Here is a 13,815-nt window from a genome sequence, read left to right as displayed (position 1 = left end):
TAAATATTATTTTATGAAAAACCAGATAGTTCATCTCTTTACGCATCCTCGAAATTTGTATGTAACCATATTCCTTCTAATGAATATATGCATGCATGGAATGGCGCAAACACGCTACACATGCCCTTCCTGCGACTTGAGAGGACATGATTTCAGTGGTCAGGACCTAACAAATGCGAACTTTTCTTTTGCGAAACTGGATAATGCGAACTTCAGTAATTGTACGTTGAATGGAGCGATGTTCGATAATGCCAGTATGCAACAAACTATATTCAGGAATGCAAAAATTAATGCCAGTAATATAAGTCCTGCGAATTTTTCAAAAGGAAATCTCAGTTATGCCGATTTTACAGGCGCTTCCCTGCAACGTGCGGTTTTTACTTTTGCTAATCTCAATGGTACCATCTTTAATAAGAGTGATTTAAGAGAAGCGAAATTTGGCACAAGTCTCCTGCTTAGAGGTGATAAAAGTAGTACACCTCCTAGCTTTCAGGATACTAGGCTACCTTATGAACTGAAAAGGTTTATGAAGAATGATGACTTAAGTAAGATATCTTTTCTTCCTCCTATAACACCTAAAATAAAACAACAAAAAAGTGGTAGAAAAAGTGCCAGTGATACTGTGTATGTAGCGCTTAGAGGTGCAGACAATAACGGTTGTGGAACAGCAGGTAACCCTTGTAAATCCATATCGTACGCTGTCTCGATTGCACCTGCGAATGGCATCGTAGGATTAGCATCTGATTCATTTGTTGTTGATGAATTTGTTGATGTAGAAAAGAACGTTGAAATAGTTGGAGGATTAGATGCTGATTACCAATGGGAGGCTACGATTTATCAGACTTCTATAACTGCTGGTATAATGGGGGTGCCTATATTTATTATTTCCCAGCAGAATACAAATGTCACTCTTTCCAATCTGATGCTGAATGGTGTTGAAGGTGGTACTGCAGTAGCTAATGTTGTTTTGTTGGCCTATAATGGAACAACTATTACATTCAATGATGTAAATATTTACGCAGGGAGCCCTTATAATGCGAGGGATGGATTTACCGGAGCAGGGCCAGGATGTTGCGTTATGTGCCATGGGGCCTACTATGCAAACTGTGGCCCGGGCGGTACTGCCAGTAGTAATGTGAAAGGAACCTGTTGCACATTGCCTTTTGGATGGTCTGGCATATCTGGCGGAGCAGGAGGTTCAGGTACCAATGATCCCTGCTATGAGTTATGTCCGGGCGCTCCTGGCTTCCAGGGTGGCGGTAGTTTTGGCGTAATGTTAGACAATGCGACACTGAATATTGATACTACTTCGATTATTACAGCTGCTGCTGGAAGTAACGGCGGCAAAGGAGGAGGTGGTCTTGTGAGTGCTGGTGGTGGCGCAGGTGGAAATGGTGGCCCTTCTGGATGTATAGGCCTGAAAGGAAATGCTACTGTTAATGGCCAGTACGGTTTTTACCTGGGCACAGCAGGAAGCGGCGGCAAAGGAGGTAGTAGCTCCTATAATTCCACTAAAGGTTGCTCCGGACAAAATGGTCAGGATGGATTTCCCGGAATAGTAGGACAGACCATTCAATTTTAAGCACTTTTATTCTTCTCTCAATAACCCAAACCTCAAAACCATTTCTTATGTCTAACGAAAAATCGTCAACGGAAACGCCCGTCCAGGGGCAATTGTATATCTTTCATTCCAATCTTTCCGACAAATTACCAGGTGAAGATTACTGGGTTTTCATCAGGGGCAAGCGATATCCACTTACAGAGCATACCGCAGAAAGCCGCGCTGAAGCAAGAAAACAATTCCCTTCTCTGGAAATATTCCAGGACCATGAACTGACCCACTACACAGCAGATGCTGTTGAAGTACCCCATGGGTCGGTAATCCGATATACTGTCAGGCACTTGAATAAAACGAAAACATTGCCCGGTAAAAATGGAATCCATCATGTATCAATATTGGTCACTCCATCCCTCAGCAATGAAGCGTTAGCTGCAAATAAACAGCCTGCCGTAAAATCACATGTAACGCATTATGTAGACACGGCTATATCGCTAATATCCCATCATGGCGATTTAAACACCGGCGATGCCAAGGTGGCTGCTTTCATTAAAGAGCATATGTCGCCAGACAAAGCCACCAATACATATCAGTTTATCTCTGATCTGGCCGATCAGATGAAGGCTGCAGGCCCTCCAGCAACAAATTCAGGTTGGGCGCATTACGTGAATTTTAACGCTGGTAGTTTGGGTACGCAGCAAACTTTGATACCCACTGATGATATTATGAAAAAGGCCGGCGACGCCATGACGGCTGTATTAGTGAGTACTAAAAATGATCCCCGGTTACAAGGTTTTTCATGGCATGCTCAGGATGGTGTTAGTGTGCACTCTGCCGGTGAAAACATCTCAAAAGAACAAGGCATTTATCTACCATCTTCGCTGGCATCAAAAGATGATAATTGGACCGCAGCGCTTTCAGATACAACGGAAACATATGGCCTGCAATCTAGCATTACAGTAACGGATTCGACTAAACGACAAGTGGAGCTGACGCTAAAAAACTATTATATCCGTTGTCTGGGTGCCTATATCCAGTTTGTAGATGCTGATGGTAACGATATGCAAACGCCAGTATGGTTTCCGGATGATGATGGTTATGCGGATACTGTGGTTGATGGGCTCGGACTGAACTATGATAACCTTCGCTTTTTAGGCTGGGTATCGGCCGTAGAAACAGTTTATGGTGTTCCTGTTACTGGGCTTCCCGGAGAGCTTACTATAAAGATTACCTTTCCTGAAGGAGCAGTTTCGGCTAGGATTTATGGATGTGGCCTGGGTGTAGGCAGCAACTTGTTTCCGAAGAGTGCCATCATTGGAGGTGTTACTACATGCCTGCTGAATTTTGTTGTTCCTTCATTTTTTCTGGGCGTTGGAGTGACTGCACAAACCTGGCTCCCTGCTTACAAGTTATTCAAGGATCGTAAATTTATTGTACCTATTGTAGCATTAGGACTGACCTATTTTGGCGGCGAATTTATTTATCAAAAGGTGGTGAATAAAAAGATTGACTGGAATTTATTAGCCACACTTGGTGAAATAATATTTGATAAATCTGCAGACGGACTGCTGGAATGGTGCGAAACGATTATCGTAGAGGGAGAAATTGAAGATGAAATACCATTTGCAGGATGGGTTATGCTTGCCGTCAATATCGCAGCAGACGCAGCGCAAATGGCTCAAACTATTATTGAAGTAGTTAACTGTCCATGGATGATTGCCAATAGTATTGCTACCACCATTACCAGCAGCCTTACCATTCATCCAGATCCACGCCGTAGCGCTTTTCCTGCTGTACCTGAAGGCTCCAAAGCTAGCTATATTGCCAAAATGATTTATCAGGAACAGAATCGTCCTGCAATTACCTCGGATCCTGTTATGCTCGACCCTTCCAATTATCCTGCAGTCTTAAAGTCAAGTTTTACTAACACCCTGGGAGGAAAGGTGAAATTTGAGGTAGACTTCTATATCGATGATTGGATGGCCGGAAAAGCTACAACCGGTATATTAGAAAACGATGAAGATCACACCGCAACGATTACACTTTTTCTCCTGCAACAGCCAATCCCATTGAATAGTACATCTATTTATCAACATACTGCTATACTAACTTATAATAGCCAGTATAGTTGGTTACGGCAATCACAACATCCAACAGGAACACTTAGGAATGCAAATAACAGCCAGACAGGAAACGCCATCTCGGAATGGACGGGACTCTGTATCAGCCAGCGTCATCGAATGATCGGCTTTTCGTGGAAGGCAGCAGGATTGGGCATTACTGATTGTATCAATAAAACCGATGGTCAGCTATATACCTTTATGAACGTCGATATACCCGAACTGCCAATGAACGACGTAAAGTTCCCTACCTGTGCATTTTCAGGATTGTCCCAACTCGTATATGATTGCTTCCCGCCGAAATTCTTAATGGATAATGGCCAGTTCGTATTGGATGGTAATAACAACCCTGAACCGGATCCCGCGTTTCCGGATCTCGGCAGCTATTACATTGATCCGCGTAAAGCTGATGGTGATCAAAACAAGGATGGAGGATACCATCTTCGTAAAGTGATACTTGATGATAAGTCTCCTACTTTTAATGTGCTCGAAGGCCAGCCTAGTTACGGCAGGTTTCCATATTTTCCTGATGCTATTGTGCTGCATCCCGGTAAACATGCAATAGCCATCAACAAAAAGTATTGCAAAATGATGATAACTGCGCTTCCTCCAGATGATGGACTCGCAGATGATAACATCCCACTGGCGCTTAGCTTTGCCGGGAAAGCACTCGACTTTAATGGAAGCGGAGGTAGACCTGGGTTATTGTTTACCCCGGTTGCCATTACTTGTTCATATGATGGCACCATACTGGTACTGGAACAACTAAGATCAGAAGATTTGAACTTCGCAAGAATACAGGCTTTTGATCTGAATGGAAAACCAGTTAGTTGCTTTTCTGTAGATAATAAACCCTCACCCATATTAAATCTACCGACATCAGGAGCTTATCTGGATATGGTGGCTGTTGGAGATAATTTGTCTACATTCCTGTTTGTGCTATATTATAACAATTCCGGAGACTCCCCGGCAGATTATAATATGGCCATTTACAAGTATGGCAAAAATGCTCCTGCTGGAAGCCTGCTGGTAACCACTCCTAATGTACCCGCGGCCGCAATTAATGTGGATATGTGGCATACCATGTATACACTTAACTGGCAGATGACACAAGATGGAAACGGAAATAATGCAGGTCCTGGCGGACGGACAGTACCATCGGTGAGCGAATGGCTGCCACCAATCCCCAAAAGTTAATTTCACTAATAACTACCAGTCAGCATTTTTCTAAGTGCTGGCTGGTGTTTTTTATTGAAAAGCAGCCCTGAACTCCAATGGAGACTGATTCGTTTTTTGCTTGAAAAGTTTGCTGAAAGATTGTGAGTGAGAAAACCCAAGCTCATAGGCGATTTCGCTCACTGTAAGCTGAGTGCTGCTCAGACGTTCCTTAGCGTAATCAATCATCTTGCGCTGTATATGTTGTTGAGTGTTAAACATTGTTTGTAATCGTAAAAGCGTACCAAGATAATTAGGTGAGATGTTTAATTTTTGTGCGATAGTAGTAACGGTAGGAATACCTTCTTCCAGCAATTTGCCTGTTTCAAAATATTCATCTAATACTTTTTCAAATCTTTCAAGTAACTCATGCCCTGATTTTTTACGGGTAATAAACTGACGCTCATAGAACCGTTCCGCGTACGTCAGCATTAATGAAAGCTGTGCTATGATTACATCCTGGCTGAATCGATCAATATTGGACTGATATTCTTTTTCGATATTTTTTAAAATATCCACAATTACACTTTCTTCTTTGTCAGAAAGAAAAAGCGCTTCATTGACTGCATACTGAAAGAAATCATAAGATTTTAATTTCGAAGCCAGCGGTGTATTCCATAAAAAATCAGGATGTATTAATAGTAACCATCCGCTGGGTTGCACTTCTATTTCCGTTTGAATTTCCAATCGGAGAAACTGTAATGGTGATATAAAACATAATACACCAGCATTGAAATCATATGGTTGCTGACCGTAGTTAAATCTTCCTTGAATATTCCGCTTTAATCCAATCGAATAAAAGTTTTGAATCCATTTAAGTTCGGCAATATCATTAGGATAATTAACCTTACTATAGTCGATGAGGCTGATCAATGGATGGTCAGGGCCAGGGAGCTGGCAAAAACTATGAAACTCGGCAATTGAATTAAAGCGGAATGTATTATCCATACTAGTTAATTTAACAACAACTATATATGACTCTTTACTGCAAAGGTCGTGATTAATAGGCGGTGGAAAAAGTATAATTTTTCCATTGTTCTACGTCTTTATTAAGGATACTTTGTTTGTCCTGTACCAGCTCATAAGCATCTTTTCCTAAGAACAGGTGTACAGGAGGGTTAGCTTCCTTGCTAATGGCGATCAATACATCTGCAGCTTTGTCTGGGTCATTAGGTTGTTGATGATTGATGTCATCGATATGCACCTGTTCTGCCTTACGGGCGGCAGTATAGGCATCGATTGGATGTTCTGGACGGCATACAGAGTCTTTGCTTAAGAAGTCGGTGCGGAAGTATCCAGGATATACTACGGTTGCATGTACGCCAAATTCTTTTATTTCTGCTGCTAAGGATTCGGTAAGGCCTGCTACTGCAAATTTAGTGGAAAGATAAATGGCCCATCCTGGAAATCCGCCATGGTAGCCACCGATAGAGGATATGTTAAAGATATGCCCTTTCTTTTGTTGGCGTAGGTGTGGCATTACATTCCTGATGATGTTGAGCACGCCGAAAACATTTACATCAAAATTTTCTCTAGCCTCTGTATCAGAGAGTTCTTCCAGTGTACCAATCTGGCCATATCCGGCATTGTTGACAACAATATCAAGCTGTCCGAAATGAGTGAGACATTCGGCCACAGCAGATTGTACGTCGTTGTTATCAGTGAGGTTTACTGCCAATGGTAAGAATGTCGCGGAAGGCTCGCCAATAGCGGTGATCAGCGATTGTACATTGCGGGAAGTAGCTGCTACGGAGTAGCCCGCAGCTAATAGTTTTTTTACTAATGACAATCCCAGGCCTTTGGAGGCGCCTGTTACCAGCCATACTTTCTTTGTTTCCATACTTTATTATTAATTTAAATTGATGGTACAAAGGTGAGCTGATATGAAAAATTGGATGTAGCTAGATCATTAAATTTTGTAGCAATATCGTGAATGAACGATAGGTAACCAGGCCCAGGGGTGGAACATTATGCCTGTGACCTGGTTAATGATTTACGATTACAGGCAGTCTACAGTTAAAGTTAAACGGCAGCCAGGGCAGGTAGTTGCGTCTACGGAGGTCATACAAACCTGTCCTTTTTGTTTAGGCATGTTCAGATTAGCAACTTTAATTTTGGTCAGCTGCAGTTTCTTTTTAGATTCTTGCTGTTTCATGGTGGATTACATTAGGTTATTTGTCCTCTCCTGTCTTTAGCCTGGGAGGCAATGCCGTGGAGCGGTTGTTCAGCATTGGGAATTACTCAGCAGATTATGCGCATTGATTAACCCTGTCGGAAATTTTCCGCAGGCGAATGGAATAGTATATTATCTTTTAAATTAGATGCAGGCAGTAGTTGTTAATGTGGTGCGGCAACCATTAGGACAGGTAGTTTCGTCTGCGGAAGTCAGGCAGATGTGTCCTTTAGATTTTGGTGCATTAAGATTAGCAACTTTAATTTTTGTTAACTGCAGTTTTTTTGGAGATTGTTGTTTCATAATAGAAAGCATAAGTTGATGTTGCCCACTCCTGTCTTTAGCCAGAGGCAATGCCATGGAGCAGTTGTTCAGCATTGGTAAATCACACCTCAGAGAAGAAGTCTGGATTAACACTGCCGGCGGTAGCCACAGTAAATAAAATTGTATTGCCGGATTATTTACAGTATTACATGCAGGTATCTAGCGTCAGGATGGTGCGGCAGCCACAGGTAGTTTGGTCTACAGAAGTCAGGCAAACTTTTCCTCTTGATTTTGGCGCACTAAGGTTAGCAACTTTAACTTTTGCTAAGCGGAGTTTTTTGGTGGATTGTTGTTTCATGGTGGAAAGCATTATGGTGATTTTGTCCTCTCCTGTCTTCAGCCTGGGGAGCAATGCCATGGAGCGGTTGTTCAGCATATAAATAGCTTGAATGAATATATTTTTACAGGGAGATATACAGATGCGGAGATAAAGGCCAGTGGAAACAATGATTAGTCTGATAGATCCATCGGGTTAAATAATTCGGAAAGCTAAGCTGGCATCAGTACGTTATGAATGTAGGAAATTTTTTTGAAGAGGAAAATTTTTTCTGTTAAATGGTGGCCTGTTTATACTGTTTAAATTATGAGGTATTTTTTATTATAAAAAAATACTGCGACTATATTGGCAGTGAATAATATTTTTCTTTTTTGAAGCCAGCCCTTTTGCAGACTGGCTTCAGTATAATTGATCATTGTTCTCCTTCACCAACGTAATGTTTCCACGAAAAAGGAACCGTTTTGCATCAGCGCCTCCACAAATATTGGTTTGGTTGTTAACCGCGCCCAATCTCTTTGAAGTTCGCAGGCATACTGCGTAACTGAAGATAGCTGCATGCCGGCTTGTTCCAGCCTTCTCAGCGCAGTTTCATGCGCTATCTTCGAAGTGCCACCCACTGCATCTGCAATAGTATATACTTCATATCCTTCTTTCAGCAAGTCCAGTGTAGGAAATGCAAGACAAACCTCTGTCCATAATGCACAGATGACGAGTTTCTTTTTTCCTAACGCTTTTACAGCTTCTTGAAACTCTTTATCTTCCCAGGAATTCACGGTTGTTCTATCGATTTCGGTGACATCTGATAAAACTGTTTTGAGTTGCTTGATCGTGGGTTTGTTGATACCACTATTTACATTTACAGTACTAAGAATGATGGGAATATTAAAACCTTTTGCCACTTTGGCAACAACTACAATATTTCTGACAAGCTCTTCGTGATCCATCGATTTTACAGAATTAACCTGTAAAGGCTGGTAATCAATCAGAATAAGCGCTGAGTTCTCCGGTGAGATCAAGTGATCTGTTTTAGGATCTCTGATAGGGGTAATACTAGTCATACAGACGCATTTTACAGTTATAAACAATTGATTATTTTATCTGAATGAACGAAAGCATACGACGGCAGCTTTCTGGCATCCACTGAATTCTAACATGTTCAGGCTTAACATTGTTCTAATAAACTGAATTGATGGTATGTTCTAATAGGAACGTAAGCGGTTGGGGAATTCCTTTAATTAAAAATTGAGGATCTATTTATATTTTCTTTCCTGTTTTCTTAAACTCAGAAGGATTGACACCATAATATTTTTTAAAAATCCGGTTTAAATGACTTTCATCTGTAAACCCAAGCTCATAGGCGATTTCACTCATGCGCATATCGCTGTGTAAAAGTCTGGTTTCTACCAATCTGATTTTATAATGCGTAATGTAACGCTGTAGTGTTTCTCCGGTTTGTTTTTTAAAATATCTGCCCAGGTAATTTGTTGAGATATTAAAATGATGGCTTAATTTTTCTGTATGCAGTTTCTTGGGGTCAAAAATATTTAACTGTATGTAATTCAATATTTCTAAAATTGGCTCGCCGGTATTTTCCTTTATATTCTTGGGTAATTTCAACGCAATATTTCTTGCGACAACAGTAAGTATTGTACTAATGATTTGCTCTGAAATACGTGTGAAATAGATCTGTTGCCTGGCATGTTCGTCCATGATGGCATTTATCAGTGACGCAATTAAAGGTTTATCTGTTTTGTTTTTTAAGATACATCCCGGTCTATGGCTGGCATTTTGTAAAATGTATGCTACATGCGTAACCGTATCCTGATCTTTCCCTGTTTTTTCTCTAACATAAGATTCATTAAATCTCAGAAAAAAGAAATTGGTTTTTTGGTCAATATCAAACGAGTAAACGTCTTGCGGTGTTAACAAAAATAAATTTCCTTTCCGATAATTGAACTGGTGGTTATTGACAAACTGAACACCTGTTCCATGCATTACATAGATGAGCTCAAAGAAATTATTGTGTTTCAACGGTTTTTCGAAGCGCTCTAATTCCTTCCATTCGATTTCATATTGTTGATGTAGTGTTGCTCGCCTCATGAATTAAATATACAAAATTAGCGTAATAATGTACAAGTATTGGCCCGGCTTCCTTGTATATTTTTGCTATATAAAATACTGCTAAAATGAAAATATTAATCATTGGTGCGGGTGGTACTATTGGGAAGCTAGTTACTGCAGCACTGAAAGAACATGAAGTCATCACAGTAGGAAGAAAAACTGGAACGATCAAAGCTGATATCTCTGAAGATGCAGCATTGGAGCATTTATTCGAACAGGTGCCGGACATTGATGCCATTATTTGTGCTGCAGGTGACAGTAGTACAGATAAACTATCAGCTATAACTAAGTTGCAATTCATGGTTGGTATTGAGCAGAAGCTATGGCCGCAAATAAACCTGGTCCTTTCCGGCGTGAAATATTTGAAAGATAATGGTTCGTTCACGCTGATTTCCGGGAAAATGGGGGAATTGCCTGCTAAGGGCTCATCTGGAAAAGCCTTCGTGAATGGAGCAATTAACAGCTTTGTAATGGCGATGGCACAGGAACTGCCCAGAGGTATAAGATTAAATGTTATCAGCCCAGCCAAGGTTTCAGATATTGATTGTAATGAATTAGTAGCGGCTTATTTGAGATGTCTGGAAACAGATATAAATGGAGAAATTATCCGAGTAGGTTATCAAAAAAATAATTAGGAATGAAACATCTGTTATATCTCTTCTTTATGATGTCGTGCTGTTTTGTGCAGGCGCAGAATACTTATCCACAGCAGATCTTGGGTACATGGTCACTAGTGTCGGTGGAAAATATAAATCCAGATGGTAGTACTATTTCGCCTTATGGCGATCATCCTGTAGGGATGCTTATATTTATGCCATCAGGGAAATATGCTATTCAGATATTAAAAGCTAATAGAGGTAAGGTTGCCGCCAATGATAAAGATAAGGCAACAGCCGAAGAAAATGCGGCGTTGGTGAGAGGCACTAATGCTCATTTTGGTAATTATACCGTAGATGAAAAAAAACAGGTAATTGTATTTAAAGTGCAGCATGCTTTTTATCCAAACTGGGAAGGCGTTACGCAGGTGCGTTCTTATTCACTGCAAAACAATAAGCTGACATATACGGTGACTACTCCTACTAGTGGGGGCGCTTCAATAGCAAAGGTGACGTGGAAGAAAGATTAGCAAAGCATGTTGTTTATATTGCGCATTTCGCCTGAATTTGAGTTTATCAAATACAGGCGAAATAATTTTTACTATCGTCACAATTACATTCGTCTGGCTTTTACTAAAAGTGCAATACATACCAATGATGCAATGGCATTTAAAATACTGAACCAATCTCCCCATTTGTTATAAAGAGTAGGATGATGTTGTATCTCAATGTTGCCTGATAATATTGCTGGCGTGCCATTATCGCAATTGGCTTCATACAGCACCCGGCCGCAATAATCATTGACAGTGAGCCTTCCTCGCCTGGCATTTCTTATCATTCCAAATCCGTTTTCTACGGATCTCATAATTGCCATTCGGCTATGCAACCAACCATCCTGGTCGAAGTCCCATGCAGGCACATATATAATATTACAACTTGCGCTGCCATACTTGCTGATGTAGTGCTGAAAGTCCATGTCTTTACAAATAGCCACACCTTCAAGTCTACCTTTCCTTTGAAACATTCCGGGTTCTTTTCCTGGTTTTATACTGTCCAGCAGCTCACCTGCAAACAAGTTTACTTTCTGGTAATCTTCCAGGAGTACGCCATCTTCTCCGATTACCCATGCGCTGTTTTCGTAATAGTTCTCTTTTTGATTCGATATGCATGCAACGATACTTACGTGATGTGCGATGGCGCTATCTTTAAACTGCTGCAAGAATGCTGCTCGGTGGGTTTCTCTTACCGTAAACATTTTTTCGGGAAACAGTATTATTTCCGCGCCCTGTTTTGCCAGGGTGCCTACATTGTCCAGGTAAAGATCTGCGAGGTACTGATCCTGATCTTGTCCTTTTGCAAGGTCTTGGTGATAAGCCTGTCTATCAATGGCAATCATGCCTATTTTTGTTGGTGTCCCCGCGATTGTATGATTTAATCGAACCTCACCCCAAAGCATGGTAGCTGCAAAAATACCAATCGTAAGAAGAGTGAGTCCACGGATTGATTGTTTGTGTTGGTACCGGTAGATGATTAGTGTAATGGCGGAAGGAATAAAGGTGATTAGAAAAGTAATTCCCTGGATGCCTGTCAGAGAAGCAACTTGGACTGCTGGCAAAAAATCGCTTTGCGTATAGGCGATGCTGCCCATCGTACCATCTCTGGAGGTAAGGAAACTGAGATACTCTACGGAAGTAACCAAAACAGGGAGAACAAATACTGTGGACCAGTGAGAATAGGTAATCATCACCTTTCTCGCAATTGTCAACAGTACTGCAAAAATTAAAGGCATAGTCAGTGTAAACATGAATACCAGTGGCACAGGCAAAACGCTTGATAGATAAGGAACCCAGCTAAGCCTTCCAATTAAGTATCCAGTAAAAGCATACAAGAATGCCCATTTGCTTTTGAGCTGTAGGGAACAATAAAGTATAGGAATGGGCGCCACCCATATAGGCCACCAGAGATGTGCAGATAGGCTAAAAGATAAATACCAGCAAATACCTGCAAAGAGTAGTCCGGCGGCTAATAATGCTTTGGGGACCGGTTTAAAATCCGACATGATATAAGTTTAGTATAATTTGCAAAGCTAGCGGGTTTTGCCGGGGCAGAATTGTATATTTTAGACAGGCTGATATTTTATGAGAATATCCGCAATTTTATTATCCTCTCTTTTAAACTGACTGGGTGTAGTGCCGGTAAACAATCGGAAGTCACGAATAAAATGTGCCTGGTCAAAGTAATTGCATACATGGCTGACATTAGTCAGTGTATTCGTGGTTTGCATAAACCTTACTGCATTATTGAAGCGAAGAATCTTATGATAATGTTTAGGTGTATAACCGATATTTTTCAGGAAGATCCGTTCCAGCTTTTTATAGTACCAGCCTGTTTGCTGGCAGATGGTGTCGATAGATATATCATCCTGGCTATTGCGTAGTATATCAATGGTTTGATTGACTGCTAACAGGTCGGCAGGTGTGATTTTCAAAGCAGCCTTTAGGGCAGTATCCAGTACTTGTATTCGTTGATCATCATCAGGATAATCAGATAACTGTGTCTCAAGACTTTTTACTGCCGTTCCTAAGATAAGTTCAGCTGGCAGCAGGATATTCAACAAGTCAGATACTGGTACATTGGTGAATGCTGCCAGTCCGCCGGGTTTGAAGCGCAAGCCAAGCATACTGGTTTTACCGGTGCTTTTTACATAGAAGATTTGGTTGCGTTGTCCCATGATTACTGGCCCGCTCAAGCGGATTCCATGAGGGTTTTCAGGTGTTATCAACCAATCTGCCGGGTCGCCGAAATTAAAGATCAGTTCCACGCGTCCGCCGGGTATGAGGCGATCAGGTGTATCCATAAATCGATTTGGCGCATGTAATACCCAATAGCATTCTATAAAGTTTGCCAGTGGAGCGGATGGATAATATTGCTGGTAATAAAGCATTTATCGATAAAAATCAGATTATTCTTCTTGCTTCTTCTGTGTCGGTTGCTTAGCCTAAATTAATATACAATAATCATAAAATTTACTGCGATAGGAATTTGTGGAATATCCGAAGGGATGGAAGATACTATTGTTGGAATTAAGCTACAAGATAAAAGCTTGATGTTGCGCTTATGTTGTTGTTACGGGAGATGTTTTTTCTAGTATTAATGTAGGATGTTCTAAGGGGTACATTTTTTAGGGTACGATATTGGGAAAAAAAGAACTATTTTCTGGACTTTTTCTATTTTCTTCTACTTTCCGCTACTTTTTCTCCCTTAACCTCTCTTTCCTCTAAAACCAACGTCCTTAAACGAATTTCGCCTGAATCTGATAAAATCAAATTCAGGCGAATGAATAAAAAAGTGACCCTGTAGGGACTCGAACCCTAGACCCGCTGATTAAGAGTCAGCTGCTCTACCAACTGAGCTACAGAGTCTAACAAATG

At 41.0% G+C, this 13,815-nt stretch carries 12 protein-coding genes and 1 tRNA gene; 4 read left to right on the top strand and 9 right to left on the bottom strand.

The annotated features are described in order from the left end of the window. Positions 1 to 13: 13 nt before the first annotated feature. Both ACE38W_RS08450 and ACE38W_RS08445 read left to right on the top strand, forming a co-directional pair. Positions 14 to 1,582 (top strand): pentapeptide repeat-containing protein, encoded by a 1,569-nt coding sequence (locus ACE38W_RS08450; protein WP_375830052.1) that lies wholly within the window; start codon positions 14 to 16, stop codon positions 1,580 to 1,582. A gap of 47 nt (positions 1,583 to 1,629) precedes the next feature. Then, a complete protein-coding gene (locus ACE38W_RS08445; RefSeq protein WP_375830050.1) occupies positions 1,630 to 4,875 on the top strand; it encodes a hypothetical protein in 3,246 nt (1,081 codons plus the stop codon). A 51-nt stretch (positions 4,876 to 4,926) separates the two neighbouring features. Here the strand turns inward: ACE38W_RS08445 and ACE38W_RS08440 are convergent, their stop codons facing one another. The 6 genes from ACE38W_RS08440 to ACE38W_RS08415 form a co-directional block, all read right to left on the bottom strand. Then, positions 4,927 to 5,841 (bottom strand): helix-turn-helix domain-containing protein, encoded by a 915-nt coding sequence (locus tag ACE38W_RS08440; protein WP_375830049.1) that lies wholly within the window; start codon positions 5,839 to 5,841, stop codon positions 4,927 to 4,929. A 52-nt stretch (positions 5,842 to 5,893) separates the two neighbouring features. Further along, a complete protein-coding gene (locus ACE38W_RS08435; RefSeq protein WP_375830047.1) occupies positions 5,894 to 6,733 on the bottom strand; it encodes an SDR family oxidoreductase in 840 nt (279 codons plus the stop codon). A 159-nt stretch (positions 6,734 to 6,892) separates the two neighbouring features. Then, complete coding sequence (locus ACE38W_RS08430) at positions 6,893 to 7,048, bottom strand: hypothetical protein (protein WP_375830046.1); 156 nt, start codon at positions 7,046 to 7,048, stop codon at positions 6,893 to 6,895. 487 nt (positions 7,049 to 7,535) lie between these two features. After that, positions 7,536 to 7,766: a hypothetical protein gene (locus tag ACE38W_RS08425; protein WP_375830045.1), complete on the bottom strand. Its 231-nt coding sequence runs from the start codon at positions 7,764 to 7,766 to the stop codon at positions 7,536 to 7,538. A gap of 326 nt (positions 7,767 to 8,092) precedes the next feature. After that, on the bottom strand, positions 8,093 to 8,725 hold the full coding sequence (locus ACE38W_RS08420; protein ID WP_375830043.1) for a hydrolase: 633 nt from the start codon (positions 8,723 to 8,725) through the stop codon (positions 8,093 to 8,095). 196 nt (positions 8,726 to 8,921) lie between these two features. After that, positions 8,922 to 9,767 carry an AraC family transcriptional regulator gene (locus ACE38W_RS08415; RefSeq protein ID WP_375830041.1) on the bottom strand — a complete coding sequence of 282 codons (846 nt, stop codon included), beginning with the start codon at positions 9,765 to 9,767 and terminating at the stop codon, positions 8,922 to 8,924. Positions 9,768 to 9,853: 86 nt separating this feature from the next. Between ACE38W_RS08415 and ACE38W_RS08410 the strand changes: the two genes are divergently transcribed. Together ACE38W_RS08410 and ACE38W_RS08405 are read left to right on the top strand one after the other, a co-directional pair. Then, positions 9,854 to 10,423 (top strand): short chain dehydrogenase, encoded by a 570-nt coding sequence (locus ACE38W_RS08410; protein ID WP_375830040.1) that lies wholly within the window; start codon positions 9,854 to 9,856, stop codon positions 10,421 to 10,423. Positions 10,424 to 10,425: 2 nt separating this feature from the next. After that, entirely contained in the window at positions 10,426 to 10,914 is a 489-nt protein-coding gene (locus tag ACE38W_RS08405; protein WP_375830038.1) for a lipocalin-like domain-containing protein, read from the top strand. Between the two features lie 83 nt (positions 10,915 to 10,997). Here the strand turns inward: ACE38W_RS08405 and ACE38W_RS08400 are convergent, their stop codons facing one another. The 3 genes from ACE38W_RS08400 to ACE38W_RS08390 form a co-directional block, all read right to left on the bottom strand. Beyond that, the gene (locus ACE38W_RS08400) at positions 10,998 to 12,443 is read right to left on the bottom strand and encodes a nitrilase-related carbon-nitrogen hydrolase (protein WP_375830036.1); all 1,446 of its coding nucleotides are present in this window, start codon (positions 12,441 to 12,443) and stop codon (positions 10,998 to 11,000) included. Between the two features lie 60 nt (positions 12,444 to 12,503). Continuing rightward, positions 12,504 to 13,328: a DUF6597 domain-containing transcriptional factor gene (locus tag ACE38W_RS08395; RefSeq protein WP_375830035.1), complete on the bottom strand. Its 825-nt coding sequence runs from the start codon at positions 13,326 to 13,328 to the stop codon at positions 12,504 to 12,506. Between the two features lie 405 nt (positions 13,329 to 13,733). Continuing rightward, a tRNA-Lys gene (locus ACE38W_RS08390) sits at positions 13,734 to 13,806 on the bottom strand. Between the last annotated feature and the right edge of the window lie 9 nt (positions 13,807 to 13,815).

Origin of the sequence: Chitinophaga sp. Hz27 (genome assembly GCF_042263525.1) — a bacterium.
GTDB lineage: Bacteria > Bacteroidota > Bacteroidia > Chitinophagales > Chitinophagaceae > Chitinophaga.
Note: the sequence above shows the minus strand (reverse complement) of the source record. Positions and strands in the feature narration are given on the sequence as shown.